This is a genomic window from Pseudomonas sp. FYR_2, from assembly GCF_043106425.1.
GTDB lineage: Bacteria > Pseudomonadota > Gammaproteobacteria > Pseudomonadales > Pseudomonadaceae > Aquipseudomonas > Aquipseudomonas monteilii.
Genome location: NZ_JBICMM010000018.1, coordinates 114775 through 140969 on the forward strand (window position 1 = coordinate 114775; position 26195 = coordinate 140969).

The following is a 26195-nucleotide window of genomic DNA, read 5'->3' on the forward strand; positions in this document are numbered from 1 at the left end:
GTTGGCGCGTAGTTTATTCTGGATGATACTTGGGGGCATGATGCAAAAGAGTTCGAGCGGCACCGCTCACCAGAGTTTGCTAGATGGGTTTAGCAAGGTCGCATTTATATCAAGTGTGATGATCGGGTTTGCATATTTCTCAGGGTTGGTTTATAGCTGGGTTTTTTATAAGTATTTTCGGTCGTCATGGGTTTTAGGTTTTCTTTCACCTCAGGATCTGATCAAAGAAGGGTTGCCTTGGGTCACGGTCTGCACTGGTATTGCTCTTGTAGCATTCAATCGATTTAAGGATTCCGACTCGATGCGCAGAGTTGGCCTTGTCGTGATTGTAGTTCTAGGGACTGCGATAATGGCGCTGAGCCAAATTGGCTATTGGGTTTTTGACCTGAATTTGGAGAAGCATCCACTAGTTAGCGGAGGCATAGAAATAGCGTTGTCTCTTTTGTTCAGCTCCGCAGTAGCCATGGCATTAAAAATGATACTTGAGGGATCAGATACTAAGAAGGCGACTGCTACAGCCTTATTAGGGCTGGGCATGACTCTTTTGGTGCTGCCAGCCATGCGCGCAGTAGACGACTATAACGTGCTCTTAAGGGCTAAAGAGCCTGTTCCAATCGTTACATCGGACTCTCGTGAAGTCCTGGGTGTTCTCTTAGGCTCAGTGTCGGGTAAGTTCTTGGTCTACGATTGCAGCGAGAGATCTAAGCTAAAGCTGCTCGACATTTCATCTGAACTTAACGTTAAACCCGGGCCGTTGCAGTGCCCTGATGAGAGTGCCGGTTCGCCCGCTCATGGCCGGGGAGGCGTTATCGTTGAATAGGGGAAGGCGCTGGCGGGCAGCGCTTGGCGTTACGGGCGATTGTCGTGATCGCAGTGGCGGCAGTCTTCGTAGCTGGGCGAAGGCACGAATCGGCCACAGCCGCCGCAGTTCTGGATGCTTGCTGACTGCCGTCGCTTTGCCTTGGGCAGCACAATGCCGGTGCCCATCAGGGCCTCTTTGATATCAACGTCCCGCTTGTGCACCAGGCGCCGGGCCTTGGCTTCGAGGTAAGCCACTGGCCAGATCACCGCTTCCTCTGGCGTGTTGCCGATCGCTTCGGCAGCCTCGAGGGTGAGGTGGTGTGCCTTCTCGAATCGGAAGGTGTGGCCTATTGGCCACCTGGCCAAGGCAATGTCGTTCCCGTTCCAGTGCCCCGGGATCTGCAGGACAACAGTGCATCCCGGGCTCAGCTGGTCGCGGGCTTCGTCCAGGCTGATGTATTGATGGTCGACACCGAGATGTGCGCGGGCATCAATGTAGTCCTTCGGCCATGGAATGTCTGTTTCCCGGTGGCCACAGGCTTGTTCCTGGGTGAACAGCTCGGCCTTGTCGAGGCTGGTGGTGTAGCCGCCGCCCAAGGCCCAGAACATGAGACCGTCACCGGTGTTGCTGCGGCTGTCCTGTAGGTAGAACTGGCTCATGGATCCCTCCAGAGTCAGGCGGCTTTCGCGTCTTCGAACTTGATGATGAGCCGGGTTGTTTCGGGCTGGCCCTCTACCTTGACTTCGAAGCAGGCCGGCGTGTAGTCGCTGATGCCAGTGATCAAGCCCTGCTTGATGCTGTCCCCAATGGTGAACGGCGGCTGGGGGTTGTGCTCTTCGAACCAGGCCTTCACTGCTTTGCGCTCAGCCTCGTCCACCATGTGGCCCAGTTGGTCGAGGGTGTCGATGTCGTCTCGCTGCATATCCCAACCGGCCCATTTCGCCAGCTCAATGCAAAGGTCAAAGCCGTCCATGTGACGGCTGTAGTGATGTGCCAGGGTCTCGGCGTCGGCCTCAAGCTTCTCGGCGATTGGCTTGCAGCATTCCAGGATCATTTCCCTGGTGGCGGTTGGACGCGGTGGAATGTGGTTCATGGCTTTCTCCATGCATGCGCCATCACTCATAATGGCCAGAGGATTGATTTGGCTGGTTCGCTGAAAAGGAAAAATACAGTGCTTGATGAGAATAGGAAGCGGTTGTGCTTAGTTGTTGTGGTAATTGTCTTGTGTGCTGTTTTTATCGTGATTCCATCAGTTTGGCAGTTAATTGTATTATTAAAATGGGTTGGGCTTGATAATGCTGCTGCAGCCAGCTGGGTCCAAGGTGTAGGGTCTATTCTTGCGATAGTTGCTGCTGGTTATTTTCCTATTCTTCACAGCAAGATATCAGCTGAAAAACTTGAGCGTCAGTTGGTTGGAACTATGCGAGTTCTCATGACTGAAACTCTGGAGAAGTTATGGCGTCTTAGCTCGGCCTTTGTGAAATTCGATTCTGAAGTTTTTGAGATGCAGGAGTATCTTCGAAATCATCGGGAAAGAGAGTGGCATGGCTTGATCTCTGCAATTGACCAGATGCCTATTGCGCAGCTTCCAGCGCGACGTGTCTCTGATCTTGGATATTTACGTGACGCTGCCGAATTCGGAGCTTATGTTTCAGGCCTGCTGCCTGGATGGATCGAAAGTGAAGCGTCACATCAGTCTGTGGTTAGAGCATTGCGCGGTAAACGTGATCTGCTCATGTTTTTACGTGATATGACTCCGCGGAGCGGAATTATAGAGCCTAACTGGGATTGGATTAGAAAAATACAGGCTTATGAAATTTTAAAGGCTGAGCCGGACGCAATGGCTAGGTCTGGGGTGAAAGTTTATCGTAGATACTCATGGCCGGAAGTGGGTCGTGTCCCTAATGGGTATCAACTTCAATACTACTTTCCAGATGGCACGATACGGACGGATGAGCCGGTTCGTTACAACTGGTCTAGTTATGATGACCTCAAAGCTCGTATTGAAAATGATGTAAGCGGTACGATCAGTGTTTACCTTGGTGATTTTTAGCTTTTTAGTTCAGCCAATTGACTTGTGGATCAAAGTGGCATTTTGGCTTGGGATGGGGTATTACGGGTGACCGGCATGGGGCCGAGCCATGGAGGTGCTGGATTGAAGAGGTTTCTGGTATTGGCAGCGCTGCTGCTTCCGTTTGGAGCCCAAGCTGAATCTGTAGAGGACAAGTATCCAGGCGATTGGAACTGGGAATACAACACCGCAATCTCCTCGTCGTTGGCTCAAGCCAAGGTAAAGGGCTGCGGCATCATCAGATACAGAGTCAGCAGGGATAGCAGTAGCGAATTCCTGGTTTACTGCTCAAACGACAATGAGAACTGGAAGGCCTACCTAGTCTGGCCGAACATCAACAAAGTTCTTGGGCCATACCAGCCAGACCCCTCATTGCCTTAGGTTGGATAACCTCATCCCCAGGATCCTGCTGAATCATCAGCATGCTCTTCCGGTCGAAGGCCAGGGCCAGGCGAGGCGATATGCTGATTTCATGGCGCGGCGGGGTGAGAAACTTCGCCGAGTGCAGCCTGCCCAGTGCGTGGATGCCATGGATCAGTGCCTCGATCATCTGGCTATAGGTGGCGTCGGCCCAGCCGCAGATAGCGCGCAGGTGCTGCCCAGTCCGCTTTCTGGCCGACAGCCTCAGCGGCTCGATCCGCACCACAGATCGGTGAGCTTCGATTTCGTGGCGCGCGATCCTGAACAGCGCGTGATGCCCGAGCGCTTCGATGTGATGGATCATCAGTGTCATCGCGTCGCCCTGTTCCTCGATCCCGGCCCACTCCATCAGTTCCAGTAGGGCCTGTTTAGTCCCTGGTCGAACCTTCAAGCGCAGGTCTTCTTCCTGTAACCGTGCGGCTTTGGCGCGGCGCTTCTCGTCGCGCTCCTTGGGTGACATCGCCATACGGCACCTCCATGATTCCGCTGGGCGGGATGTGTATGTGCAGCTGGCGGCGACGCTGCTGCGTGAGCTTCTGGATGCGTTTCATGGGTGGCACACCTCAATGGGCGTTTTCTTCGTCGAGCCAGACGGCATAACCACCAGTAGACGCTTGTTTCCTCGGTATACGCCCCAAGGCTGACCAGTGGATCTGGCCATGGCCGCCGCGTACTTAACGGCTGGCACAGGCTGAGACATGGTGGCGATCATGCGCCCGCCAGGTGGTGGAGTGGGGCGAACGGGATGTCGTCGTCGAAGCTGTCGTAGTCCGGCGGCGCGGCCTGCTGGTTCTGCTGCTGGCGCGCCGGGCGCTGTTGTTGCATTGGCTGCCGATCTGGCACTTGCCCAGGCTGCTGGCCCTGCGACCGGCTGCCGAGCAGCTGCATCGTGCCGTTGATGTCGACCACGATTTCCGTGGTGTAGCGCTTGATCCCGTCCTTCTCCCACTCGCGGGTCTGCAGCTTGCCCTCGATGTAGCACTGTGAGCCCTTGCGCAGGTACTCGCCGGCAATCTCTGCGACCTTGCCGAACAGCGACACGCGGTGCCACTCGGTGCGTTCGACCTTCTCGCCGGAGCGCTTGTCCGTCCATTGCTCGCTGGTGGCCAGGCTGAGGTTGGTTACGGCGTTGCCGTTGGGCAGGTAGCGCACTTCCGGGTCCTGGCCGCAGGTGCCGACCAGGATGACCTTGTTTACCCCGCGGCTCATGACGACGCCGCCCCGGCCAACACGATCAATGCCAGTGCAAAGAGCGCAGCCCAGCGAGTGGCGCTTTCTCCGACCTGCCGAACTTTCACCACGGCCACGACGGGGAGGGTCTTGGCGTCGATCGCGCGCTCCAGGCTCTCCGCATAGCGAACTGCTTGGGCGTAACTGGTGTTGCGACCGTAAACGCGGTTGTTGCTGGCCGAGACGACAGCCCAGCCGTTCCCGCTCTGGGTGACGTAAAAGCGCGATTTGGCGCGGAAGGCCTCGGTGGCCGTGATCACTTCCTGGCGCAGGGCTTCGAGCTTGTCCTGGCTTTGTTGGATAGCTGCTTGCATGGGGATAGTCCTCAGTGGGTCAGGCGTGGAGCTCGAAGGCTTCGGCCTTGCGAACGATTCGAACTTGGGCGGTGCGACGCTCCGGGGCGCGGCGGTCGCGGCGCATTGGGTCGCTGTCGTCGATCACCGCATGCATGGCGATAAGGCCGGCGAGGGCAATGCAGAGCGGGCTGATGATCTGCTGCCGCATGGCCTTGGTGACCGCTTCGATGCGGCGCCCCGCCTCCAGCTTGAACAGCGCGGCCTCAATGCGGTTGGCCACGGTGCCGGGGCTGACAGCCATTTCGCGGGCGATTTCCTTGGTGGTGAGCCCTTGGGCCACCCACAGCAATGCTTCGAGCTCACGGGGAGCCAGCGCCTTGCCGAGCTGGCCAATCCATGAGCCGCAAGTGATCGTGTCCATGAGTTGTTATCTCGGTTTGGCGCCGTCCAGGGCTTCGCGCAGTTGCAGGACAAGCGCAGTGGGAATGGTGAGGGAGCGGCTGTCCTCATCGATCGAGTCCAGCGATGCAATTAAATTGCGTGACGCGGTGTGCACTGCTTCAAGCCTGGGCTTCGGTATCGAAGGCCCTTTCATCGAACCAGCGGTAACTCGCTTCTTGCCGCTTGCCTGGGCTTTCTCTAGTTCGGCTCCCAGCACCTTGCCAGCACCGTCTCCGTGTTCCCGGACGACTTGTGCAGCTGTCGTAGCTGAAACGTGGCCGGCCGCTACCAGGTTCTGCACATCAGTGTTTGCGTTGCCTACAGTCAGCACCTGCTCGACGTGCTGCCGTGTCTTGCCGACTTTGGTGGCTATCTGCTCCACCGACCAGCCGAAAGCCCGGAGGCGCTTGTAGCCTTCAGCCAGCTCCAAAGGGGAGAGCTTTTCGTTTTCCTGGCTGGTGATGATGCGTGCCACTCGATCGGCATCGCTGCCTTCGAAAGCGATCACTGGCACCCAGGCTTCCAGTGCCTCTGGCCTATCTTTGTTGGGCGTCCGTGGAAGACGACCCTCGGCATCAAGCTTCAACAGCGCCCGCCGCCTACGGTGGCCATCAACCAGCCAAACACCACCTTCCACCCGTGGGCGAACTTCCAGCGGAGGGATTTGACCGCCTGCCGCGATGAACTCTGCGAGAGCGTTGATGCTCGCTTCGAGTGCATCGCCTTCGGTGCGGAGGTTGAAACCTGGCTCTTCGTGCAGATCCTCCAGTTGAACCTTCATGGCATCGGCGCGCCGCACCTCGCCATCCTTGATCATTTGCTTGAACGACTTCGCCATTTAAGTTCACTTCCGTTGGGCTGCATTGGTCGTGACGCTCGCAGCCGTGTACCTCCCGGACCAGGGGAGGGCGAACGTCACGACCAATTCAGCCGACTTAATGTGCATGGTGGTGAGCGCTACTAACCGTAATGTGCACGGCGGTGCGCCTTAAGGCCCGCATCGGGGCGTGAAGGGAGGAGAAGCAGACGTAGAAATCAGGGGCCGGCGGCAGAGGCTTACTCCGATCCGCCGGCAATGAGGGCAATTACTCGACGATGCAAATCCAGCGATGGTTGTGTCTATAGGGAGCTCTGGTGAATACAACGTCTGTGACAAGTGTCATGCCGCGATCCTGAAGGGCTTCGGCGAGTTGAGCGAGCGTCTCTGCTTGGATAGTCATTGCTGTTACCTCGTCAGATTTACTGCGTTCATAATTCCTGACCGACTGGGCAACTGTCGGATTCATTTTTTTTGGGCACTGCTTGGATTGCTCCAGTGGATTCCCCCTGATGCGCCCCACTTGAGGCGCACCGGGAAATCGTCTGGCGTCACTGCCTCAGATGGCAGCTATGCGCTCATTGCGTTGGCCTTGGGCTTCCCTCGCATCGCCTTCAATCTGAATACGGCTGTGGTCGTTGGGGATCGTGTTGCTCCGCGCTTGAGTGGAGCCCGTTGGCCGGCTGAGTAGGCCACGTATGCGCGGATTGCCGACCCGTTTTGTCGGCTGGGCTTAATGCTCCATTGGCAGGTTCCTCCTATGGTTTTTGATCCGCTCCATGCTCGTCGCCGGGTTTCCCCACCTCTGCCTGCTGCAGCTACTGGCTACGCATCAGGTGGCTCGCATGGTTTGGCGTCCTCCCATGGGGGAGTCCGGCAGCTATCCAGAGGCTGCGTGGTCGACGACTTAGCTTGTCCCTACCCAGGTAATGGCCTGGGTGCGTCGAGGTGGTCACGTCTGGTTGTGTAAAGAGCGGTGGCTTGTCAGGCCTATCGAGGGATGTTGCGCCTCGATGGATAAAGTTAACCATCGGTATGCTTCTCGCGTCAATACCGATGGTTAATTTATTTTTCGAAGGCGTGCGCTATGATTCGAAATACTGGATGCATATACAGCAATTAAGGAGGTGTCATGGCCAAGCAAAACAAGACGGCGCCAGCGCAGCAGCGCCAAGGAATGACCGCGCTAGAGCGGCTGGGCTTGAGGATGTCCAACATGATCAATCATCCAAAAGCGCAGGAGCAGCGCTGGGTCGCCATTCATCGCCTGGACACGGATGGGGATGCTGAGTGGGGGGAGATGATGCGCCTCTTGGGCGAGACTGACGGCTTGGAGATCACGCAGCTGGAGGATGGTGGGGTGAAGATCGAGTGGGAAATGGAGACGGAGTACGATAGGGAGGCGCCGATCGAAGAGCTGGAAGCCCTGGAGGAAGAAGCGCAGTTCTGATTAATATTCAGGTCCAGCCTTCTGGTTGGCCTATATCCCCGGAGCATGAAGCAGGCTTAGTCCTGCAGCTTCTCCGGGCTCAGTGACCATCCCGCGACATATAGAATGTGAGACCTATCTGGGTCTCTCTGCGGCTTGGTATGCCTATCGATTTTTACGTCTTCGCGCCGTGCTTTGGGCGGTGGAGTCAGACTAGTTTCAAGGCCTAACCCTATAGTTGGAGAAGCCTTCCATGCTCTTAACATTTCATGAGTCGAAGGCTTGGCGTTTTTGAGCTGGCTAGAAAGGCCGCGGCTCTTGCTAGTGACTCGCTCAGCTCTGCGCCTTCTCCTCTCTTCTTTGCGCGTTAGGGGTGTGCTGGGCGGCTTTTCAATAGGCTTAGTCGCCGGCGGATGGCGGTCCAAGTAGGCAAACAAACGCACAGCCAAAACCGCGAATTCTTCATGCCCGCGGAGCGATAAGAGGGCCTCATACAAGGTCGAATACAGTTTCCACTCCTTGTAGTCGGTGAAATCACTGCGTTGGCGGCCGGATTGATAGACAAGCTTGACGAGGCTTTTGGGGAGCTTGGAGCTCTCAAATTCCGTAACGCGTTTCTGAAGTGAGACATCCATTCCTCATTTCCTCGAAGCGGTTAATCCTGGCGGAAGTCGCGGTTCAGTTCACGCCTTTTTGGCGTTCCAGATCAGGAGGACCTTGGCGTGGATGGTCACGTCCTCGATTCTGGCCTGCTGGTCCTTGTGCTTCTCGTTATCGGATATCAGCCAGAAGTGGTCTTCGTCGAAGAACTGCAGACGCTTGATGTAGAGATGGCCGTGCCAGGTCAGGACGTAGATGCCATCGCCCACGAACTCATTCACTCCACGGTCAACGATCAGCGGATCTTTGTCGTTGATCGTGCCTTCCATACTTTGACCCCAGCCGAAGATCATGGCCAGAGCAGATTGCGATGTGTACGTGACGCCCTTCTCGTGAAGCACTGACTCCTTCACGATCACGTTGCGCATGACCTCGGTGTAGTCGGGCGGCACCTGGCCGTGCCCCATAGAGGCGCGTATGTCGTATTGCGGGATGAAGATCTCGTCCTTCTTCACCTTCAGACCGGAGAAGTCAGCGGATACGACATTGCTTGGGCGGTCCTCAACCAGAGAATCTGCAACCGCAGCCGCGATCTTCTGCTGGGCATCTTCGTCCAGCTTCTTTCCGGCGTGCTGCTTCAGCATCGCCATTACCTTTTCTGCAGCGCCTTTCTTGTGTTCCTGATCGCCAGCTGGAAGCGCTCGCAGCGATCGGATCTCGTCCGCCAGCCGTGGGCTGAACTGTTCTACCGGAACTTCCAAAAGCCTGGCCAACACAGCAGCGAACTTGGCGTTTAGCGGGTTTAGGCCTTTGAAATAGAGGTTCACCGCTGCTGGCGTCATGCCAGCTTCGTCGGCGATTTTCTTCTGACTGAGCTTGAGCTCGTTCTTGCGGGCGAGGAACAGCGCGTGCGCGGCCTCGCATTCAGCCAGACGGTCAGGAGGGAGGATTCGTTTCTTGGTCATGGCGCGAACATATACCAATGGTTAAAGAATTGGGAGAAACCATCGGTATGGACAGATAATCAACCGATGGTTAATATCCGAGGCGTGAACAACCGAGGCCCGATCATGAGCGAGACCCCCCTCGACAAATTCGTTGCTGAAAAAGGGCAGTCCGAGGCTGCCAGGCTCCTCCGCGTGACGGCACCTGCCATTCACAAGGCGTTGGTGGCAAAGCGGGATATCAGCGTTTTCGAGCTCCCAGATGGTGGTTATGCGGCTGTCGAGCGCCGTCCTTTTCCATCCCAGAGATCCGCTGCCTGACGCCGCAAGCCGTCTGATGGTGGGAATTATGAGAGATCTGGCTTTGCGCCAGTAGATGACTGAAACACCTGCGTATCCATCCAGTATCGGATTCGCAGACGAAAAAAAACCGCCTGGCGGGGCGGTCTTCTTGAAACAACATCGAGGTGAATTATGCACCGCACGGACGATGCAGGCAATACCACGCATTCCACGTCAGGTTTCGGGATCTCGCCAAATCTGACGCGTCAGGCTGTCAGTCATGGAGGGCGTTCGTAATGGCACGTATCCGCACCATCAAGCCTGAGTTCTGGACCAGCGAGCAGGTCATGGAGTGCTCGGCGATGGCTCGACTCCTGTTCATCGGGATCTGGAACTTCTGCGACGACGCGGGCAACCACCCGATGTCCCCCAAGACCATCAAGGCTCTCGTTTTCCCTGGCGACGACATCACCGCGTTAGCAGTTGAAGGGCTGCTCGCTGAGCTGGTATCGAACCGACTGATCACCATCTACGAGGCGGCATCGAAGCAGTACCTGCACGTCAACGGATGGCACCACCAGAAGATCGATAGACCTACTGTAAAGCACCCTGAATTCGTTGGGCCTTCGCCGACCGCTCGCCGAGAAGTCGGCGAAGGCTCGTCTAGCGGTGATCGAGTCCTCACCCCCGGAAGGGAAGGGAAGGGAAGTAATACACACTCTCCGCGTGAGCCGTTCGCGATGTTCCTCGACTGGATTCCCGACCAGGTTCAGCTTGAGGCTTACGCCAAGCGTTCCGGGGTAGCCATCGAGGAGTTCTCGGAAAAGGCCATTTCGGGTTTTGTCGTCCATCACGACGCGAAGGGGCTGGCCAAAACTGAGAGCCAGTGGATCGCCGACCTGGTTGGTTGGAGAAAGCGCGACCTTGCGAATGCCGCGAAGGTCGTTCCTCTGCGAGCAGGATCTGGTGGCCAGCAGCTCGACGACAGTAATACGTCGTGGATCGAGCAAGGAAGCGCCCAGTGAACCCGGTCGCAGTTGTAACTCATGGCCTGTGGGCCAAGATTCAGTCCGGCCAGCACGTCTCTGCTGGATACGAGCTGCCCGATGACGTGAAGGCAGAGCTCAACCGGAAGACAGCGAAGGTGATCAACGATCTGTTCCGTGATCTGCGATCGATTTGCACCGCCTGGAAGCAGGCTTGGCCAGACCAGGCCACATACGACGCGTCCAAGCAGCAATGGCTGACCGCTTTTCTTGAAGCCGGCATCTGCAATCCCGAGCAGTTGCAGTTTGGGCTGATGCGCTGCCGCCAGTCTGGTGCAGCGTTCATTCCTCCGCCTGGTGAGTTCATCCAGTGGTGCCAGCCGTCGCCCGAAATGCTCGGCCTCCCAGCATTGGCGACCGCTTTCCGAGAAGCGACTCGCAATGCCCATCCTGCTATGGCTGGCCGGGGCAAGTGGAGTCATGACGCGGTCTGGCACGCGGCCAAGGAGTGCGGCTTCGGGAACCTCAACAAGCTGCCATCCGATGCCAGCTCGAAGCTGTTCGAGCGCAACTACACCATCGCGGTTCGGCGGCTAATGGCCGGTGAGCCGCTGCAGAAGATGCCTCTGGCACTTCCGGCGGAGGTTGCGGCGCGCCGCACTCCGCAGGTCGGTAATTCCGCTCTGGCAGCCCTGCGTGACCGCTTGGCGGGCCGCTGATCAATCAACCTGCAAGGAGGCGACTCTGTGCGCCAAACAAAACTGACCAAGGCCGCCCGTGGCCAGGAGTGCCAAGTGCGTATTCCTGGCGTGTGCAACGGCAACCCCGAGACCACCGTCTTGGCGCACTACCGATTGGCTGGCACCTGCGGCGTCGGCAAGAAACCGCACGACCTGCAAGGCGCCTGGTCCTGCAGCGCCTGCCACGACGCTTGTGACGGGCGCAGTCGCGCCGTGGATCGCGACACCGCCCGCCAGTACCACGCCGAGGGCGTCATGCGCACCCAGGCGCTGCTGATCCACGAGGGGGTGCTGGTCGCATGAATGCTCCCGCCATTCGCCTGTTCAAGGCCAAGCCTGCCCGCGCCAAGCCCGTCGACCGGGAGGGGCAGGAGCAGGCCGCGCTGATGCAAGAGCTGCAGTTGCGCTACCCGCAAGTCTACAAGCTGATCTACCACGTTCCGAATGGTGGGCACCGGGTCAAGGCCGTGGCCGCCAAGCTAAAGGGGCAGGGTGTCAAGGCCGGGGTTCCCGACTTGGTGCTGCCGATGGCGCGTGGCGGGTACTTCGGCCTGTACATCGAGTTCAAGGCCATGCCGCCGTTCGACGCGCCGGTGTCACCCAGCCAGGACGCCTACTTGCAGGCGCTCGCCGACCAGGGCTACCTGGCGATCGTGTGCCGGGGCAACATCGACGCGGTTGAGGCCATCCGTGCCTACCTGCTGCTGCCTGCAACGGTGGCTGCATGAGCGCGACCCGTGAAGTGAAGCTGAGCGAGGCCGAAGTGCGCCGGCAGGCCGCCGACAGGTCGGTGCGAGACCTGCGCGACCCGCGCCACCCGGGCCTGTACCTGCGATTCTGGAGCAACCGGGAGCGCGGCACCTGGCACCTGGTGCGTGGCAAGAAGTGGGTGCCGGTCGCCCGATGGCCTGACCTGACCGTGGCGGCAGTGATTGCTGAACTGCCCGCACTGCGGCAGCGGCTGCTGCGCAACCCGGCCACCGCGCCTGTGGTTTCGGGCATGGTTACCGTGGGCCAGCTGCTCGACTGGTACGCCGACCGGATGGGGCGTGATCGCTCGCTATCCGCAAAGCGAAAGGCTGCCACCCGCGCCGCCATCGGGCAGCACCTGCGCCCCTGCTTGGGCGATCTTCCAGTCAAATCCGTCACCGCTGAACTGATCGACAAGCACCTGATCTGGCCGGCCCAGGCCAAGCTATCACTGTCCTATCTGCGTCAGATGTTTGGCATGCTGCTGACCGCCTTCCGCCAAGCCCTGAAGCTGGACATGGTCGACAGCAATCCTTTGGCCGGGGTGCGGTTTAGTGACTTCACCAAGGCACGAATCTCCCCAAAGGCCGCCCGCCTGCGTGGTGTGCACCTGCCCGAGCTGATGCAGCAGCTGACCCAGGCATTCGAGGCGACCCCGCCCGATGCCATGTTGGCCCTGATGATGCTCGCCCACGGTACTCGAATCGGCGAAACCCGCATGGTCCGTTGGAGTGAAGTAACCCTGGCTGCTGCCGAGTGGTTCATTCCTGCTGCTCACACCAAGACCCGCACCGAGCACCGCCTACCGCTGACTGCGCAGGTGAGAGCACTGCTGATCCGGTACCGGGCGATCCAGCAGGCCCGAGGGTACGAAGGCGTTTACCTGTTCCCGAATCGCCGTGGTCAGTGCCTGAGCGAGACGCAGGCCAGCATGGTGTTTACCCGCCTGGGGCAGGGCGAGTGGACCAGTCACGACCTGCGCAAGGTGTCCCGCACCACCTGGACCGACCTCGGCATCGACGGCCACATCGGCGAGATGCTGCTGAACCACACGCTGGGCAAGATCGCCAGCACCTACATCCATACGCAGGCCATGGAGCAGCGCAAGTTGGCGCTGGAGAAGTGGCATGCGTGGCTTGACCGGATCGGCTTCGCCGCCATCCACGGCCTTAGTGAGGCCTTATTTGAAATCCCGCAGAAATCGCCACAAGCCAACGGCGGCGAGTCCTCGGGCGACCTTAGCGAATTAGTGATTAGCGAGGATTCGAAATGACCAAGAACCTGCAATCAGGCGATCTTGCGTTGACCCTGGTTTTCGATGCCGTAATCCCTCAGGGCAGCCAGGTGGAGCTGGCCGAGCGCATTGAAAAGGGCCAGCTCTTGGTCGGTAAGAGCTTCCAAATGAAGGCGCCCACCGCTGGGTGGTACGTGACTCACCTGGGCACATCCGTGAGGGTCGCCTATGGGGATTCAGAACTGATGCCGTTGCGTGGAGGCGGAGTGCCGCCACCGAAGCTTGAGCGCGAGGAGATTTGTCACTTGTTCAGGATCCCGGCATGAGGAAAAGCCACGGCCCGGCTTTCAAGAAGGCCGTAGTTGATTTGGATGTATGCCCTTTGTGCCGTGGGAGAGCGGTCATCAAGGGTTTGTTTCACGAACTGCCATGCGACCACTGCAACGCCTCGGGCTGGGTTGAGGCTGCAACTGGCGAGGCCCTGCCCTTGGACGAGCTGGTGACTCAGCTCAGCCTGAAGCTGCAGGCCGCGACACGGCAGATTGAGCAGTTGAAGAACCCTCGGGCCACCGGCCCAGGCGCGCAGTATCAGGAAGGCAACCGGCGCGGCGCCGGGGGCAGCAACTACACCGGGGATTAGGGGGAAGGACATGATTTACAGCAGTGTATCGGGTGCAGTAGTTGCCGCTCTGGCGGCGGGCGAGAAGGGGTCAGCGAAGGCCCAGGCCTGGCAGAAGCTGTACAAATCGGCTGAAGACGAGGGTGGTTGCCTTGCGACTTTATGCGGCCGATCGGGCGGCATCGATCGAACCCAAGTTGATTACTGGCTATCGGCGCGCCTGCACCACATGCTCAAGGGCAGGCACTGGGATGCATTGGTTGCCAAGTACAGTACCAACAAGGCGAAGAAGGTGCAGGCGATCACTCTGGTGAGGCCACTTATCGCTAGCCCGGCGCCGACCCTGTTCATATACAAGGCCGTAACTGCGTGGGCGATTCCGAAGCTTAAGGGCGCACGTCGCAAGGGCCCGCAATCGGTTTCGGTGGATATCCCGTTGGATGCCTCGCCTTGGCGGCGGGAGGCTGCTGTAAACGCTGCGATCGCCGCTGGCAAAGCAGCGAAGAAGCGTATAGAGGCGCTCGAAGAGGATGTGATCATCCTGCCGGATAGCTTCTATGACATGAATACATGGGACCTAGATGCCACGGCGGAATCTACTCGCCGACGCTGGAGGCTCGATATCAATCAGAAGCTCGACGGCATGATCGACGATGCACTGGGGGAGGTTCGTGTGATTCTGGAGGCTGAAGCGCTTCTGATTGATGAGGCGGCGTGAGTTGCCCCTGACGAGTACTTCATCCACCATCCAGGGTTAGCCAGGGCCGGTTGCTGTCCTGGCGGAACCATTGAGGAGATAGGGAAGATGCAAGGACTACTCATTCCGTTGAGTTTCGCAGTTTGGATCGGAATATGGGTGCTCGTCGTGAAAAAGAGGGGGCGGCTTCGTAAGGTGCCAGCGAATCTGGTGGGCGCCCTGGCAGGGCTAACCTGTTCAACCCTATTTCTCTCGGCGGTTCTTCCTGAGCCACCCCATACAGAATCGGTAGCTGCCCGTGATGCTACGCCGGAAAAATCTCAAGAGCTTGATAACCAGGAAAAACCTCAAGAGCTTGATAGACAGGAAGCGGATGTTCCATCGGAGGCGATCGACAGGATCACCCTGCTGTACCTGAACCACAAGATTTACCCGAATGATCCTACTCTTTGTGAGCCTAAGCGTGTTGGTGGTCGGGACATGGTCGGATGTCGTGCCCAGCAATGGGGTGGATACAGCCAAGTTCATGTTTGGGAGTATTCGCAAGGAAAATTCAAGTCGATCAATGGAAGTGCCCGCACGTTGGCAGAGGGAAAGTTCTCCAATGAAAACGATGTAGAGGCGAGCCCGCTTCCTCTGCCGAGTGATATCAATGTCGATGCGGTAGTAAAGGCATTCACAAAAGGTTGATCAGTGCCTAGTGGTGTTGACAAAAGTGAGCGACTAAGCGAAATTATCCCCATCCTGTCATTCCTGCGCGTGTTGAGGAGTGGCGAAAAAGGAAAGCGCGCATTTGAAAGCCCGGCCACTGTGTCGGGCTTCTTCGTTTCTAGGCCCTGGCATTTGCCGGGGCTTTTTCTTTTTCGGCTCCACCACACCCATCACTCCGAGCTGGGAGTGCTGTTGGGGTCGAATCTAATGCGCTCCCCGAAGCGGGAGGAATCGAGATGCCGAACATGCCCGAGAAGGATCCTGGCCTGTGGGCCGCTGTGCTCGCCTGGGTGCTGGCTCACCAGCCTCAGCTGTATGCCGCCGGCCTGTCGGTCGCGATCGCTGCCCTTCGGGTGGTCTACGGCGGCGGCACTCGGCGACAGATGATGTTAGAGGGCGCGCTCTGCGGCCTCATCACTCTGGCCTTGGTGCCGTTGCTCGAATGGATGGGTTTGCCGCAGGGCATGGCCACGTTCGCGGGCGGCGCTGTCGGCTTCATGGGAGTAGAAAAGCTGCGTGGCTACTCCGACCTGTTCTTATCCCGTAAAGCCCAGGGTTAACGCATGCCTTTACCTGTCCCCGATAAGAAGCCAAGTCCATACGGCTACCGCTGGCAGCAAGCCCGCGAAGGGTGGTTGCGTAAGAACCCGCTCTGCATTCGCTGCGAGAGCGCTGGCCTCAAGAAGCCCGCTACCGTTGTCGACCATATCCGTCCTCACCGCGGTGACATGACCCTTTTTTGGGATAGAGACAATTGGCAGTCGTTATGCACCCACTGCCACAGCTCCTACAAGCAGCGCCTGGAGAAGTCTGGGCGCGAGGCTGGCTGCGACGTTAGTGGAAGGCCGCTGGACCCCCGTCACCATTGGAACCGACGCTCCTGAAAGCCTCCGGGCGCTGCGGGGCCCCATGAAAAGGGGTAGGGGGGGGGAAAATGTTTTTCCGGAAATGTTCCCTGACCGATCGCCCCCCTCCGTGCGCAAAACCGCGAAATGAAATGATTTTTTTGAGAGCAGAAAATGGCCGGGAGACGACCCACACCGACGGAGCTGAAGCTTGTCAGAGGGAATCCCGGTAAGCGCCCGATAAACAAGAGCGAGCCTCAGCCAGCCAAGCGCATTCCCAGCGCCCCGGATCACCTTAGTACCGATGGCCAGGTGGCGTGGGGGCGGCTCACCGTGCTGCTTGACCGCATGGGTGTGCTTACCGAGGCCGATGGCTTTGCGCTTGAACGCCTCTGCGACTGCTATTCCGAAATACTTGCCCTTCGTGACGTGATAGGCGAACAGGGGCGCACATACGAAACCACCAGCACCCAGGGCGAACTGGTGCTCAAGGCGAACCCGGCGGTGGCCATGCTTGCCGATGTAGACCGCCGCTTCAAAAGCTACCTGGTCGAGTTCGGCCTGACCCCAGCCGCGCGATCCAAGGTGCAAGTGAAAGACGATGAGCCAAAAGAAGACCAGTTCGCGGAGTTCTTCGGTTGACGACCCGGTGACCCAGTACGCAAAGGAAGTGCATTCCGGGGAGCGCGTCGCGGGGCCAGACATTCGAAACGCGTGCGCGCGTCACCTGCGAGATCTGGAGGATGGGCCAAAGCGTGGGCTGACTTGGGATTTGGCTGCGGCCAACAAAGCCATTCGCTTCTATCGCACCGTATTAAAGTTGAACGGTGGGGAGTTTGAAGGTCTGCCGTTCGAGCTGTTGCCATGGCAGAAATTCATTGTGGGCAGCATCTTCGGGTGGAAGTCCAGTGACGGTTATCGCCGCTTCCGGGTCGTCTACGTCGAGAGCGGTAAGGGTTCAGGCAAGTCGCCCTTGGCCGCCGGGGTGGGGCTGACCGGACTGATCGCGGACAACGAGGCGCGCGCCGAGATCTACGCTGCCGCGACCAAAAAAGATCAGGCCATGATCCTGTTCCGGGACGCTGTGGCGATGGTGCAGCAATCGCCGGAGTTGACCAAGCGCCTGGTCTGCAGCGGTACCGGCCAGAACATCTGGAACTTGGCCTACCTGAAGTCAGGATCGTTTTTCAGACCGATCAGCTCGGACGATGGTCAGTCTGGCCCGCGGCCACATATGGCGCTGATCGACGAAGTGCACGAGCATAAGACCAACATGGTCGTGGAGATGATGCGCGCCGGCACCAAGAGCCGTAAGCAGGCGCTCATTTTCATGATCACCAACAGCGGCTCGAATAAGCGCGGCCCTTGCTGGGAATACCACGAGTACGGCTCCCGGGTTGCATCTGGGGCACTCACTGATGACGGATTCTTCGCCTATATCTGCTCGCTGGACGAGGGCGACGATCCGATTAAGGACGAAAGCTGCTGGTTTAAGTCTAACCCTTCGCTACAGGATGCTGATCTTCCGGGCATGAAGTACTTGCGCGAACAGGTGACCGAAGCTCGGGGGATGCCGAGCAAGGAAGCCATGGTGCGGCGCCTCAACTTCTGCGAGTGGACTGGCGCTGAGTCGCCATGGATCTCCTGGGATGTCTGGAGCCAGGCTGAAGAACGCGTACCAATGTCGCTGTTGCGTAATCGTCCCAGCGTTGGCGGACTGGATCTGTCCAGTACGACGGACCTGACATCATTCGTCCTCCTGTTCTACCCGACCTACGAGGATCCGCACTGGCGGCTCCTGCCGTATTTCTGGATTCCCGACCACGAGCTGGATAAGCGCGAAGCCCGCGACAAGGTGCCTTACGCAGCGTGGATTAAATCGCGAGATCTCGAAACGACGCCGGGGCGAGCTATCAGCAAGCTACATGTGTTGCGTCGACTTCAGACCATCTGTGACTTCTTCCAGGTGGACAAGATCGCGTTTGACCGCTGGCGGATCGAAGACATGCGGCAGCTGATGACTGAATACGACATAACGCTGCCCGAGCTGGTGGAGTTTGGGCAGGGGTTCAAGGATATGGGGCCTGCGGTAGATGAGTTTGAACGAAGACTGCTCGGCATATCCGAATTGCCGCCGGGTGAAGATGATGATGCTGCTGGAGAGTTCTTCGATGACGCGCTGCCGACCGAGGCGGTGGAGTCTCTGCGTCACGATGGCAATCCAGTAATGACCTGGTGCGCCGGTAACGCCGTGATTGTTTCCGATCCGGCAAACAACCGAAAGGCCGACAAGGCAAAAGCAACGGGCCGAATTGACGGAATCATTGCCGCGATCATGGCTACCGGTATTAGCGGGGCAGTCTCTTCCGGCAGCAGCGGCAGTTCCATTTACGACGAAGGAGTTGGGGTTTGAACACCATTGCAATTGCTGCGTGGGTTGCTGGCCTGGCTGGCTTCTGTCTGCTGGTAACCGGCATTGCCCTGATCCATGTGCCAGCCGCGCTTATTGCTGCCGGTCTTGGTCTGATCGGCTGGGCTTGGCTCGCCGACAAGGCAGCTGCTCGAGCACCTATCAAACACAGCCAAGATGGAGGCTGATTATGTTCTTCAGCAGTCTTCTCGGTGGTAATGAGGGATTGGTTTCGGATGGCAGCAGCAGCTTGTGGCGGCGGGGGGTTGGGTCCAGCCGTTCAGCAGCTGGTGTAACGGTGACCCCAGATACGGCCCTTGCCATTACCGTATTGCAGACCTGCGTCACCCTGCTCGCAGAAAGCGTAGGTCAGCTGCCACTAGAGATGTACCGCCGGCTGGGCGATGGCAAGCGCGAGGCTGCGATTTATCATCCCCTCTACGATGTACTGCGCTACCAGCCGAATCCTTGGCAAACCCCATATGAGTATCGCGAATCTGGTCAGCTCGCCTTGGGGTTGCGGGGAAATTGCTACAGCTTCATCGAACGCAATGACGACGGTTCTGTTAAGGCGCTTTACCCCCTACGCAATGAGAAGGTGACAGTCCTCAAGGGCGGCGATCTACGGCCTGTTTACCGCGTGGGCGGGCACGACCCGCTGCCCATGCGCCTGATTCATCATGTGCGCTGGCACACGAAAAATCATTATACAGGCCTCTCTCCAGTTGAATTGCATGCAGATGCCGTTGGCCTGGCGCAGGCGGTGCGGCAGTACGCGGGCAAGTCATTTGCCAACGGCACTGCCGTGAGCGGTGTCATCGAGCGCCCGAAGGAAGCACCACCGATCAAGGAACAGAGCAGTATTGATCGCATCCTTGATCAGTGGGGTAACAAATTCTCGGGCATCGACAACGCGAAAAAGGTCGCGATGTTGCAGGAAGGCATGACCTTCAAGGCTGTCTCGATGAACAACGTCGACGCCGAACTGCTGGGAATCCTCAAGGCCACGGGGCTCGACATTGCCCGCATCTACAAGATTCCGCCGCATATGATTAACGAGCTGGAGAAGGCCAGCTACAACAGCCTTGAGCAGTTGCTGATCCAGTACGTGATCTTTGCCCTGATGCCGTGGGTGAAACGCCACGAGCAGGCGATGATGCGCGACTTCCTCCTGCCGTCGGAGCGGAGGGATTACTTCATTGAGTTCAATCTGTCTGGGCTACTGCGGGGCGACCAGAAAAGTCGCTATGACGCCTATGCGATTGGCCGGCAGTGGGGGTGGCTGTCGATCAACGATATCCGACGCCTGGAAAACATGCCGCCCGTTGCCAACGGCGATAGTTATTTGCAGCCGCTCAACATGACCGACGTGGCCAACGGTCTGCCCGACATGACTAACCCTAACGTCCGCGCCCAGCTGGAACAGCAGCGCGACGACATCCTGAGGATGCTTGCCGCATGAAACGACATCTGCGCGCTGCCAGCTTGCTGTTCAATCAGCCGCTACTGACTACACCTGACATGCTGGACCTGGCAGTGCGCTGGGCGAACCAGACCATGAGCCTGAACATCGTAAATCTGAACATGGGCGGCGCCGCAGCTAACCCATCGATGTTCTATGACGATGAAGACTATCAGGCCGAGCAGGATCGCCGCGAAGAACAGCGCCGCGCCGCCATTGCTCAGACGGGTGTCGAGGTGATTCCCGTCCATGGTGTTCTGGTGAGTCGCGGCAGCCACTTGAACGCCTGCGAGACCATGACCAGCTACGAAGGGTTGCGAGCAGCCCTGAATAAGGCCATCACTGACCCCATGGTCGAACACATCGTGCTCGACATTGACAGCCCTGGCGGAAACGCGGTCGGCGCCTTCGAACTGGCGGCCGACATTCGCGCGGCAACCAAGATCAAGCCAATCACCGGCCTGGTCAATTTCATGGCGTATTCCGGTGGCTACCTGATTGCATCTGCATGCACCGAGGTCGTGGTCAGCCTGACCTCCGGCGTAGGGTCCATCGGTGTAGTGGCCAGCCACATGGACCGCTCAAAGATGATTGAAGGCTTAGGGGTAAAGGTCACGACGGTCTTTGCCGGCGCGCACAAGAATGACCTGAGCCCGAACGAGCCCATTACCGAGCAATCTCTGCAGGTGCTCAACGAAGTCGTGCAGGAGAGCTATCAGCTGTTCACGACCCACGTGGCCGATTACCGCGGCCGCGACGTTACCGAGATTATCGCCACTGAGGCCGCTTGCTATCGCGGCTCGGCAGCCATCGCCATTGGCCTGGCTGACCGGCTCGAATCGCCGCAACTTGCGGTTGACAACCTCTCGCGTGCGATTGCCCTCAGCCGTGCACAGCGTCAAAACCCGCAGACACAGCAGCGCATCAGCGTGCGGGCCTCGGCCATCGCCATTCAGTCTCAACTCTGACCGCGTTCGCGGCAGTGACCACAACCGCCTGATGGCGGTTTTTTTATGCCCAGGAGGCAGCATGTCCCTCGTAACTCAATTGCGTAGCGAACGCGCCACTATTAACAGCTCGATCCAGGCTCTTGCACAGATCGAAGCGGCTGGCACCGCACTCAGTGCCGAGCAACTGGCCCAGTTCGAACAACTCAGTACTCAATTCAATGCGCTGACCGACAAGCTCGCGCGTGCCGAGGCCGCTGAGCGTATGGCGACGACCAGTGCCGTGCCGGTCAATGAAAGCGCTCAGGGCATCAATGGCCCGCCCAGCAACATCAGCGGCCCTTTCACCGCCAAGCCGGTGCCGGGGGCCAACATGGCGCAGATGGTGCGCGTGCTGGCCGCTTCCCGAGGCGATCAACAGGCTGCCGCGAAGCTCGCCGCCGACTCGGGCTACAACCCTGAAATCGCCATGGCGCTCAGCACCGTGACGCCAGGTGCTGGCGGGGTACTCGTGCCGCAGAGTTTCTCCAGCGAAGTCATCGAGCTGCTCCGGCCAAAGTCAGTGGTTCGTAAGCTCGGGGCGGTTTCGCTGCCACTGGAAAATGGCAACCTCACTGTCCCGCGCATCAAGGGTGGTGCGGTGGTGGGGTACATCGGTACTGAGGAGGACATGCCCGCCACGGATATGCAGTTCGACGACCTGAAGTTGTCGTCGAAGAAACTGGCGGCCCTGGTTCCGATTAGCAACGACCTGCTGGGGTATTCGGGTACCAACCCGAACGTAGATCGCCTCGTGGTGAATGATCTCACCGCCTCGGTGGCCCTGGCAGAGGATCTTTCCTTTCTGCGCGGAGCCGGTACCGGAAACCTGCCCAAGGGCCTGCGTTTCTGGGCTCCGTCCTTCAACGTCTTTGCCGCTCCTGCAGAGATGACCCTGCAGGCGGTAGAGAATGCGCTTTCTGCATTGATCCTGCGTCTGGAGAACGCCAACTCCAACATGACCTCTCCGGGGTTTGTCATGGCTCCCCGTACCAAGCGCTGGCTGGCCGCGCTGCGTGATGGCAATGGCAACAAGGCTTACCCGGAACTGGACATGAACCTGCTGAAGGGCTTCCCGGTCGGTACGACCACGCAGATTCCGATCAACTTGGGTGCTGGCGGCGATGCGTCGGAGATTCACTTCGCGGACTTTGCCGACTGCTTCATCGGCGAAGACGATGCCATGGTCATCGATTTCAGCAAGGAGGCAACCTACAAAGACGGCAGCGGCAATGTCATCAGCGCATTCCAGCGTGATCAGACCCTGGTCCGGGTGATCGCGAAGCATGACTTCGGCCCGCGTCACGTCGAATCGGTAGCTGTCATGACCGATGTCAAATGGGGTAGCACCCTGTAACGCAGTACGCCCGGTACGCCGGGCCTTCCTTTTCAATTTCCGGGAGCACCTCATGACCAAGGTCATTGTTACTTTTGATAAAAACTGGCGCGGCTATGCCGCTGGCGAAACCGCCGGCTTTGACAAAGCAGTAGCCGAAGGCTTGATCGAGGCGGGCTATGCCAGCGAGGCTGGACAGCAGGCGAAGAAAGGCAAATCCGGAGCCGGCAGCGGCGGCGCAGCTGGCAAAGACAGCGGTGGTGATGCCTCCAATGCTGCGAGCAAGTCCGATGATTCGGCTGGCGCAGACGGCAAGCCCTGATCATGGCTCGCCGCATCGCTTACACAGGGGAGCCCGTGTTGACGTTGGAGCAAGTCGCCTTTCAATGCCGCGCTGAACCAGAAGATCTGCAGCCGGAGCTGATCAATCAGATCATCATTCCAGGCGTTACGGCACAAGGCGAGTCGAGGACGGGCGCGGCAATACGGGAGGCTCTCTACGAAGAGGATTGGCCGGCGCACTATGCCTCTGGCCACCCTCTGGATGTTGGCCAGGCGGTCGCGGTCGAATCGGTCATGCTGCTCAGCGCAGCCAGCTCACCGGTGGAGTTCACCGGTGCGGTTGAGCTCGTTCAAGGTGGTAAGGAAAGCTATCTGGTATTTCCCAGCGGCCGGCCAGAAGGACGCCTGCGCATCCGCTACCGCGCAGCCGTTGATCTCGAGGCGCACCCTGGGGTTTTGAGCTGGCTGCTGATGGCTGCTGAAACGGCATTCGCCCAACGCGGGCTATTGATTGTTGGCCAAACGTTGACCGAGGTTCCTTCCGGATTTGTCGACCACTTATTGGCGGATATCACTGTTCCGCCGAGGTTCTGAACATGGCAAGCTCAATAGGCGCACGCGAGCCGGAGTCCGGCGAGCTGGATCGGCGCATCACTATTCGGCTGCGCGAAGATCTGCCTGTTGAGGATGCAGACCTGGACGCGGTATTCACCCAGCCTCGCCACCGCTGGGCCAAGATCCGCGCCGTGGGCACGGCGGTCTACACCGACAGCGTCCAAACGGACGACAAGATCACGCATCGGATGTGGGTTCGACTGCTGGGCGGCGTCACGACCTCGCACGAAGTGGTAGCGGGGGGCGTGATCTACCGCGTCAAGCGCTGCGCCCCCTGGAGTGCAGGTAAGCGCTTCACCCTGATCGAGGTTGAAGAGCTTGGTCAGCAGCAAGAGGAAGGGGGGCTCTATGGCTAACTCGGCTTCCGTCGACGGCTACTTGCACATCGAGGGCTTCGACCAATTCGGACGTGAGATCTTTGACAAGAAGCAGATCAGGAAAGGGATGCGCAAGGCTGGCCTACTGGTCAGCCGTCGTGCCCAACTGAACCTAGCCTTGGCGCGTGGGCAAGATAACTACCCGGTCAACCGAACCGGCAGGACCGTCGAGTCGATCACGTTCAAGGTCTCCAGGGCGGGTTTCCTGGTGAAGATTGCGCCGCGCAAGACCTCGTCCATGAAGGACTACTACCCGACCTACCTGCATTATGGCGTGAAGCAGGGGACACGCGTACGGGGGCTCGCATCTGGCAAGCGCCGTGGCAAGGGCGAACGTGCCGCGGCTCTCGCACAGCGGGCCGCAAGCGGCTGGCGCATCGCTCCGCGGGCCAACTACATGGAAGACGCCCTGCTGGACGAAAAAGACCAGGTCCAATCGATCCTCAAAGCAGCCTTCGCCGCCGCGTTGCGCTGATCAGCAGGCCCTCCGGGCCGGTAAACCAGCATGAAAATCTCACCCGTCATCGCGCACCTGCGCGAGTACTGCCCGAGCCTGGCCGACAGGATATCGGGCGGGATCGACCTCGATGCCGTCAGCTCGTCCACGCTGCTGAAGAACCCCTCGGCCTATGTGATCGCTGCCGATGACAAAGCCGGGGAGAACAAAGCGCAGAACGCTGTTACCCAAGACATCGAGGATCGCTTTGAGGTGGTGTTCGCCATGGACACCAAGGACGAGCGCGGGCAGCAGGCCGCCGACCTGCTGCACGACTTTCGCAAGGAGCTGTGGCGGGCCTTGGTCGGCTGGCGTCCTGGCGATGAGTACGAACCAATCGTTTACGACGGCGGCGGGTTGGTGCTGATCAATCGTGCCCGAGTGGTCTACCGCTTTAGCTTCTCGGCCGGGTTCCAGCTTGGGCGAAATCGCGGCACTGAGCCCCCCGAGACCTGGCATGAGTACGAGCTTGATGGTCTACCGCCGCTACAGGGCATCGACTTCAGCTGGGACAGCATTGACCCGAAAGACCCCAACCATACCTCGCCTGGGCCAGACGGTCGGGTCGAAGTGCGCTTTTCCACTGAACTACCACAAGGATAAATCCCATGACACAAATCACCGTGTATCCGGTTGAAGGTCGCGTTGCGCCAGATCCGGCCATGGGCGATACGGTGCCGGCCGAAGGGCGCTCCGTAACGCTCGATATCTACTGGCAACGCCGTCTGAACGATGGTGACGTGACCAAAGAGAAACCTGCTAAGGCTAAGGCCAAGGTCGATGCCGCTGGGAGCGCTGAATAATGCCCGTTAATTTCAATAGCATTCCCAGCGACCTCAAGGTGCCGCTGTTCTATACCGAGGTCGATAACAGTCAGGCCAACACTGCCACTAGTGCAATGCCGCGCCTGATCGTTGGCCAGGTCAATGATGATGCCGTCGCGCCGGAAATCCGCAAGCTGACGCTGGTCCCCAGCCTGAGCCTGGCCAAAAGCATCGGCGGTGCTGGTTCGATGCTGGCCGAGATGTACGAAACCTGGCGCGGCATCGATCCTGCAGGGGAGGTGTGGTGCCTGCCAGTCAAATCCACGGGTACGAAGGCGTCCGGCAAAGTAGCCTTCGCCGGTACTGCCACTGCCGGCGGCCAAATCAACTTATATGTGGCGGGCCGGCGTGTGCGGGCCACCATCAACAGCGGCGCCACTGCGGCAGCCGCCGCGACAGCACTGGCTGCGGCGGTCAACGCGGCGGGCCTTCCCGTGTCGGCTTCGGCCGCGACCGGCGATGTCACCCTGACTTGTCGCTGGTCGGGGTTGAGTGGAAACGACATTCAACTGCAGCTGAACCGGCAAGGCCGAGTCAACGGCGAATTCACTCCTGACGGCCTGACCGTTACCGTAACGGCTATGGCTGGGGGGGTGGGTACGCCTGACTTGGCCGCCGCCATCGCGGTGCTGGGTGACGAGCCGTTTGAGTTCCTGTGCGGGCCATGGGCCGATGCTACCTCGTTGGATGCCTGGAAGGCTCTGATGAACGACAGCACCGGCCGCTGGAGCTGGTCGCGGCAGCTGTATGGCCATGTGTACACGGCTTCGCGCGGCACGCTGGGTGAACTGGTGGCCTTGGGCGATACACGTAATGACGCACATGTCGACGTGTACGGCTTTGAGAAAGCATGCCCTGATCCGGTTTGGCGCCAGGCGGCGGCGTACGCAGCGCGGACGGCGGTGTTTATCTCGGCTGACCCGGCGCGGCCGACGCAAACCGGCGAGATGAACAACATCACCCCGGCGCCGGCAGGCGAACGCTTCATGCTGTTGGAGCGTCAAATGCTTCTGAGCCATGGCATTGCCACGGCGTACTGTTCAAGTGGCACCCAGCGCATCGAGCGAGCGGTGACCACCTACCAGAAGAACGACTTCGGGCAGGCGGACAACTCGTATCTGGATAGCGAAACTCTGCACCAGTCGGCCTACATCATCCGTTTCCTGAAGAGCCGCATCACCAGCAAGTACGGCCGGCACAAGCTGGCCAACGATGGAACGCGCTTCGGTGCTGGCCAGGCCATCGTCACCCCGGCGGTGATCCGCGCCGAGCTGATCGCGGGTTACTTCATCCTTGAGCAGATGGGCATTGTGGAAAACGCTGATGCCTTCGCCCAGTACCTGGTGGTTGAGCGCTCGCTGACCGATCCAACCCGCGTCAACGTGTTGTATCCGCCAGATCTGGTGAACCAGCTGCGGGTGTTCGCACTGCAGTACCAGTTCCGCCTGCAGTATCAGGTTTAAGTACACCATCCCCGAAGCCCGCCGCTGTGC

36 protein-coding genes are annotated in these 26195 nt (G+C 59.0%); 28 read left to right on the top strand and 8 right to left on the bottom strand.

Translation table 11 applies throughout. The features are described 5' to 3' along the window. The first annotated feature begins 37 nt into the window (after positions 1 to 37). Positions 38 to 820, top strand: a complete 783-nt coding sequence (locus ACF8R4_RS08020) for a hypothetical protein (protein ID WP_392492071.1) — start codon at positions 38 to 40, stop codon at positions 818 to 820. A gap of 29 nt (positions 821 to 849) precedes the next feature. On the opposite strand, the gene ACF8R4_RS08025 is transcribed toward ACF8R4_RS08020, so the two are convergent. Together ACF8R4_RS08025 and ACF8R4_RS08030 are read right to left on the bottom strand one after the other, a co-directional pair. Further along, entirely contained in the window at positions 850 to 1461 is a 612-nt protein-coding gene (locus ACF8R4_RS08025) for a hypothetical protein (RefSeq protein ID WP_392492073.1), read from the bottom strand. 14 nt (positions 1462 to 1475) lie between these two features. Then, positions 1476 to 1895, bottom strand: coding sequence for a hypothetical protein (locus ACF8R4_RS08030; RefSeq protein ID WP_392492075.1), 420 nt, complete (start codon positions 1893 to 1895; stop codon positions 1476 to 1478). Positions 1896 to 1973: 78 nt separating this feature from the next. Here ACF8R4_RS08030 and ACF8R4_RS08035 point away from each other — a divergent pair, with 78 nt between their 5' ends. Beyond that, positions 1974 to 2855: a hypothetical protein gene (locus ACF8R4_RS08035; RefSeq protein WP_392492077.1), complete on the top strand. Its 882-nt coding sequence runs from the start codon at positions 1974 to 1976 to the stop codon at positions 2853 to 2855. 352 nt (positions 2856 to 3207) lie between these two features. Here the strand turns inward: ACF8R4_RS08035 and ACF8R4_RS08040 are convergent, their stop codons facing one another. From ACF8R4_RS08040 to ACF8R4_RS08060, 5 genes are all read right to left on the bottom strand, one after another. Then, positions 3208 to 3759 (bottom strand): hypothetical protein, encoded by a 552-nt coding sequence (locus ACF8R4_RS08040; RefSeq protein WP_392492079.1) that lies wholly within the window; start codon positions 3757 to 3759, stop codon positions 3208 to 3210. 242 nt (positions 3760 to 4001) lie between these two features. Continuing rightward, the gene (locus tag ACF8R4_RS08045; RefSeq protein WP_392492081.1) at positions 4002 to 4502 is read right to left on the bottom strand and encodes a single-stranded DNA-binding protein; all 501 of its coding nucleotides are present in this window, start codon (positions 4500 to 4502) and stop codon (positions 4002 to 4004) included. Then, a complete protein-coding gene (locus ACF8R4_RS08050; protein ID WP_392492083.1) occupies positions 4499 to 4837 on the bottom strand; it encodes a hypothetical protein in 339 nt (112 codons plus the stop codon). The genes ACF8R4_RS08045 and ACF8R4_RS08050 overlap by 4 nt, the downstream gene beginning before the upstream one ends. A 19-nt stretch (positions 4838 to 4856) precedes the next feature. Then, positions 4857 to 5240 (bottom strand): response regulator transcription factor, encoded by a 384-nt coding sequence (locus ACF8R4_RS08055; RefSeq protein ID WP_084296774.1) that lies wholly within the window; start codon positions 5238 to 5240, stop codon positions 4857 to 4859. Between the two features lie 6 nt (positions 5241 to 5246). Then, the gene (locus tag ACF8R4_RS08060) at positions 5247 to 6098 is read right to left on the bottom strand and encodes a ParB/RepB/Spo0J family partition protein (protein WP_392492085.1); all 852 of its coding nucleotides are present in this window, start codon (positions 6096 to 6098) and stop codon (positions 5247 to 5249) included. A 1111-nt stretch (positions 6099 to 7209) separates the two neighbouring features. Between ACF8R4_RS08060 and ACF8R4_RS08065 the strand changes: the two genes are divergently transcribed. Beyond that, on the top strand, positions 7210 to 7527 hold the full coding sequence (locus ACF8R4_RS08065; protein ID WP_190869515.1) for a DUF1654 domain-containing protein: 318 nt from the start codon (positions 7210 to 7212) through the stop codon (positions 7525 to 7527). Positions 7528 to 8189: 662 nt separating this feature from the next. Here ACF8R4_RS08065 and ACF8R4_RS08070 read toward each other — a convergent pair. Continuing rightward, a complete protein-coding gene (locus ACF8R4_RS08070; RefSeq protein WP_190869514.1) occupies positions 8190 to 9071 on the bottom strand; it encodes an XRE family transcriptional regulator in 882 nt (293 codons plus the stop codon). Positions 9072 to 9176: 105 nt separating this feature from the next. Here ACF8R4_RS08070 and ACF8R4_RS08075 point away from each other — a divergent pair, with 105 nt between their 5' ends. The 25 genes from ACF8R4_RS08075 (at position 9177) to ACF8R4_RS08195 (ending at position 26165) form a co-directional block, all read left to right on the top strand. Then, positions 9177 to 9371: a Cro/CI family transcriptional regulator gene (locus ACF8R4_RS08075; protein ID WP_026034465.1), complete on the top strand. Its 195-nt coding sequence runs from the start codon at positions 9177 to 9179 to the stop codon at positions 9369 to 9371. A gap of 257 nt (positions 9372 to 9628) precedes the next feature. Next, a complete protein-coding gene (locus tag ACF8R4_RS08080; protein WP_392492088.1) occupies positions 9629 to 10357 on the top strand; it encodes a DnaT-like ssDNA-binding domain-containing protein in 729 nt (242 codons plus the stop codon). Next, entirely contained in the window at positions 10354 to 11037 is a 684-nt protein-coding gene (locus tag ACF8R4_RS08085; protein ID WP_392492090.1) for a replication protein P, read from the top strand. The genes ACF8R4_RS08080 and ACF8R4_RS08085 overlap by 4 nt, the downstream gene beginning before the upstream one ends. A gap of 27 nt (positions 11038 to 11064) precedes the next feature. Then, positions 11065 to 11361 carry a DUF1364 domain-containing protein gene (locus ACF8R4_RS08090; protein ID WP_392492092.1) on the top strand — a complete coding sequence of 99 codons (297 nt, stop codon included), beginning with the start codon at positions 11065 to 11067 and terminating at the stop codon, positions 11359 to 11361. Further along, complete coding sequence (locus ACF8R4_RS08095; RefSeq protein ID WP_392492094.1) at positions 11358 to 11786, top strand: VRR-NUC domain-containing protein; 429 nt, start codon at positions 11358 to 11360, stop codon at positions 11784 to 11786. Before ACF8R4_RS08090 ends, ACF8R4_RS08095 begins: the two co-directional genes overlap by 4 nt. After that, a complete protein-coding gene (locus ACF8R4_RS08100) occupies positions 11783 to 13081 on the top strand; it encodes a tyrosine-type recombinase/integrase (RefSeq protein WP_392492096.1) in 1299 nt (432 codons plus the stop codon). The genes ACF8R4_RS08095 and ACF8R4_RS08100 overlap by 4 nt, the downstream gene beginning before the upstream one ends. Beyond that, complete coding sequence (locus ACF8R4_RS08105; protein ID WP_392492098.1) at positions 13078 to 13368, top strand: hypothetical protein; 291 nt, start codon at positions 13078 to 13080, stop codon at positions 13366 to 13368. Before ACF8R4_RS08100 ends, ACF8R4_RS08105 begins: the two co-directional genes overlap by 4 nt. Then, complete coding sequence (locus tag ACF8R4_RS08110) at positions 13365 to 13682, top strand: hypothetical protein (protein WP_392492100.1); 318 nt, start codon at positions 13365 to 13367, stop codon at positions 13680 to 13682. Before ACF8R4_RS08105 ends, ACF8R4_RS08110 begins: the two co-directional genes overlap by 4 nt. Before the next feature lie 10 nt (positions 13683 to 13692). Continuing rightward, the gene (locus tag ACF8R4_RS08115) at positions 13693 to 14379 is read left to right on the top strand and encodes a hypothetical protein (RefSeq protein WP_392492102.1); all 687 of its coding nucleotides are present in this window, start codon (positions 13693 to 13695) and stop codon (positions 14377 to 14379) included. Positions 14380 to 14466: 87 nt separating this feature from the next. After that, positions 14467 to 15048, top strand: coding sequence for a hypothetical protein (locus tag ACF8R4_RS08120; protein WP_392492104.1), 582 nt, complete (start codon positions 14467 to 14469; stop codon positions 15046 to 15048). Positions 15049 to 15305: 257 nt separating this feature from the next. Continuing rightward, positions 15306 to 15629 (top strand): phage holin, lambda family, encoded by a 324-nt coding sequence (locus tag ACF8R4_RS08125; protein ID WP_010954710.1) that lies wholly within the window; start codon positions 15306 to 15308, stop codon positions 15627 to 15629. Positions 15630 to 15632: 3 nt separating this feature from the next. Continuing rightward, positions 15633 to 15953: an HNH endonuclease gene (locus tag ACF8R4_RS08130; RefSeq protein ID WP_392492106.1), complete on the top strand. Its 321-nt coding sequence runs from the start codon at positions 15633 to 15635 to the stop codon at positions 15951 to 15953. A 294-nt stretch (positions 15954 to 16247) separates the two neighbouring features. Beyond that, positions 16248 to 16556 (top strand): phage terminase small subunit P27 family, encoded by a 309-nt coding sequence (locus tag ACF8R4_RS08135; protein ID WP_235436916.1) that lies wholly within the window; start codon positions 16248 to 16250, stop codon positions 16554 to 16556. Continuing rightward, positions 16516 to 18327 (top strand): terminase large subunit, encoded by a 1812-nt coding sequence (locus ACF8R4_RS08140; protein WP_392492107.1) that lies wholly within the window; start codon positions 16516 to 16518, stop codon positions 18325 to 18327. Before ACF8R4_RS08135 ends, ACF8R4_RS08140 begins: the two co-directional genes overlap by 41 nt. After that, positions 18324 to 18512, top strand: a complete 189-nt coding sequence (locus tag ACF8R4_RS08145) for a hypothetical protein (RefSeq protein WP_392492109.1) — start codon at positions 18324 to 18326, stop codon at positions 18510 to 18512. The genes ACF8R4_RS08140 and ACF8R4_RS08145 overlap by 4 nt, the downstream gene beginning before the upstream one ends. A 2-nt stretch (positions 18513 to 18514) precedes the next feature. Continuing rightward, positions 18515 to 19786: a phage portal protein gene (locus ACF8R4_RS08150; RefSeq protein ID WP_392492111.1), complete on the top strand. Its 1272-nt coding sequence runs from the start codon at positions 18515 to 18517 to the stop codon at positions 19784 to 19786. Further along, a complete protein-coding gene (locus tag ACF8R4_RS08155) occupies positions 19783 to 20754 on the top strand; it encodes a S49 family peptidase (protein ID WP_392492113.1) in 972 nt (323 codons plus the stop codon). The genes ACF8R4_RS08150 and ACF8R4_RS08155 overlap by 4 nt, the downstream gene beginning before the upstream one ends. Positions 20755 to 20833: 79 nt before the next feature. After that, entirely contained in the window at positions 20834 to 22129 is a 1296-nt protein-coding gene (locus tag ACF8R4_RS08160; protein ID WP_392492115.1) for a phage major capsid protein, read from the top strand. A gap of 52 nt (positions 22130 to 22181) precedes the next feature. Beyond that, complete coding sequence (locus ACF8R4_RS08165) at positions 22182 to 22430, top strand: hypothetical protein (RefSeq protein ID WP_392492117.1); 249 nt, start codon at positions 22182 to 22184, stop codon at positions 22428 to 22430. Positions 22431 to 22432: 2 nt separating this feature from the next. After that, entirely contained in the window at positions 22433 to 22984 is a 552-nt protein-coding gene (locus ACF8R4_RS08170; RefSeq protein ID WP_392492119.1) for a hypothetical protein, read from the top strand. A gap of 2 nt (positions 22985 to 22986) precedes the next feature. Next, positions 22987 to 23361: a head-tail adaptor protein gene (locus ACF8R4_RS08175; protein WP_392492121.1), complete on the top strand. Its 375-nt coding sequence runs from the start codon at positions 22987 to 22989 to the stop codon at positions 23359 to 23361. Then, positions 23354 to 23857, top strand: a complete 504-nt coding sequence (locus tag ACF8R4_RS08180; RefSeq protein WP_392492123.1) for a hypothetical protein — start codon at positions 23354 to 23356, stop codon at positions 23855 to 23857. The genes ACF8R4_RS08175 and ACF8R4_RS08180 overlap by 8 nt, the downstream gene beginning before the upstream one ends. Positions 23858 to 23887: 30 nt before the next feature. After that, complete coding sequence (locus ACF8R4_RS08185; RefSeq protein ID WP_392492125.1) at positions 23888 to 24481, top strand: hypothetical protein; 594 nt, start codon at positions 23888 to 23890, stop codon at positions 24479 to 24481. Between the two features lie 5 nt (positions 24482 to 24486). Beyond that, positions 24487 to 24681, top strand: a complete 195-nt coding sequence (locus tag ACF8R4_RS08190) for a DUF2635 domain-containing protein (RefSeq protein ID WP_392492127.1) — start codon at positions 24487 to 24489, stop codon at positions 24679 to 24681. Continuing rightward, a complete protein-coding gene (locus tag ACF8R4_RS08195; protein ID WP_392492129.1) occupies positions 24681 to 26165 on the top strand; it encodes a phage tail sheath subtilisin-like domain-containing protein in 1485 nt (494 codons plus the stop codon). The genes ACF8R4_RS08190 and ACF8R4_RS08195 overlap by 1 nt, the downstream gene beginning before the upstream one ends. Positions 26166 to 26195 lie beyond the last annotated feature (30 nt).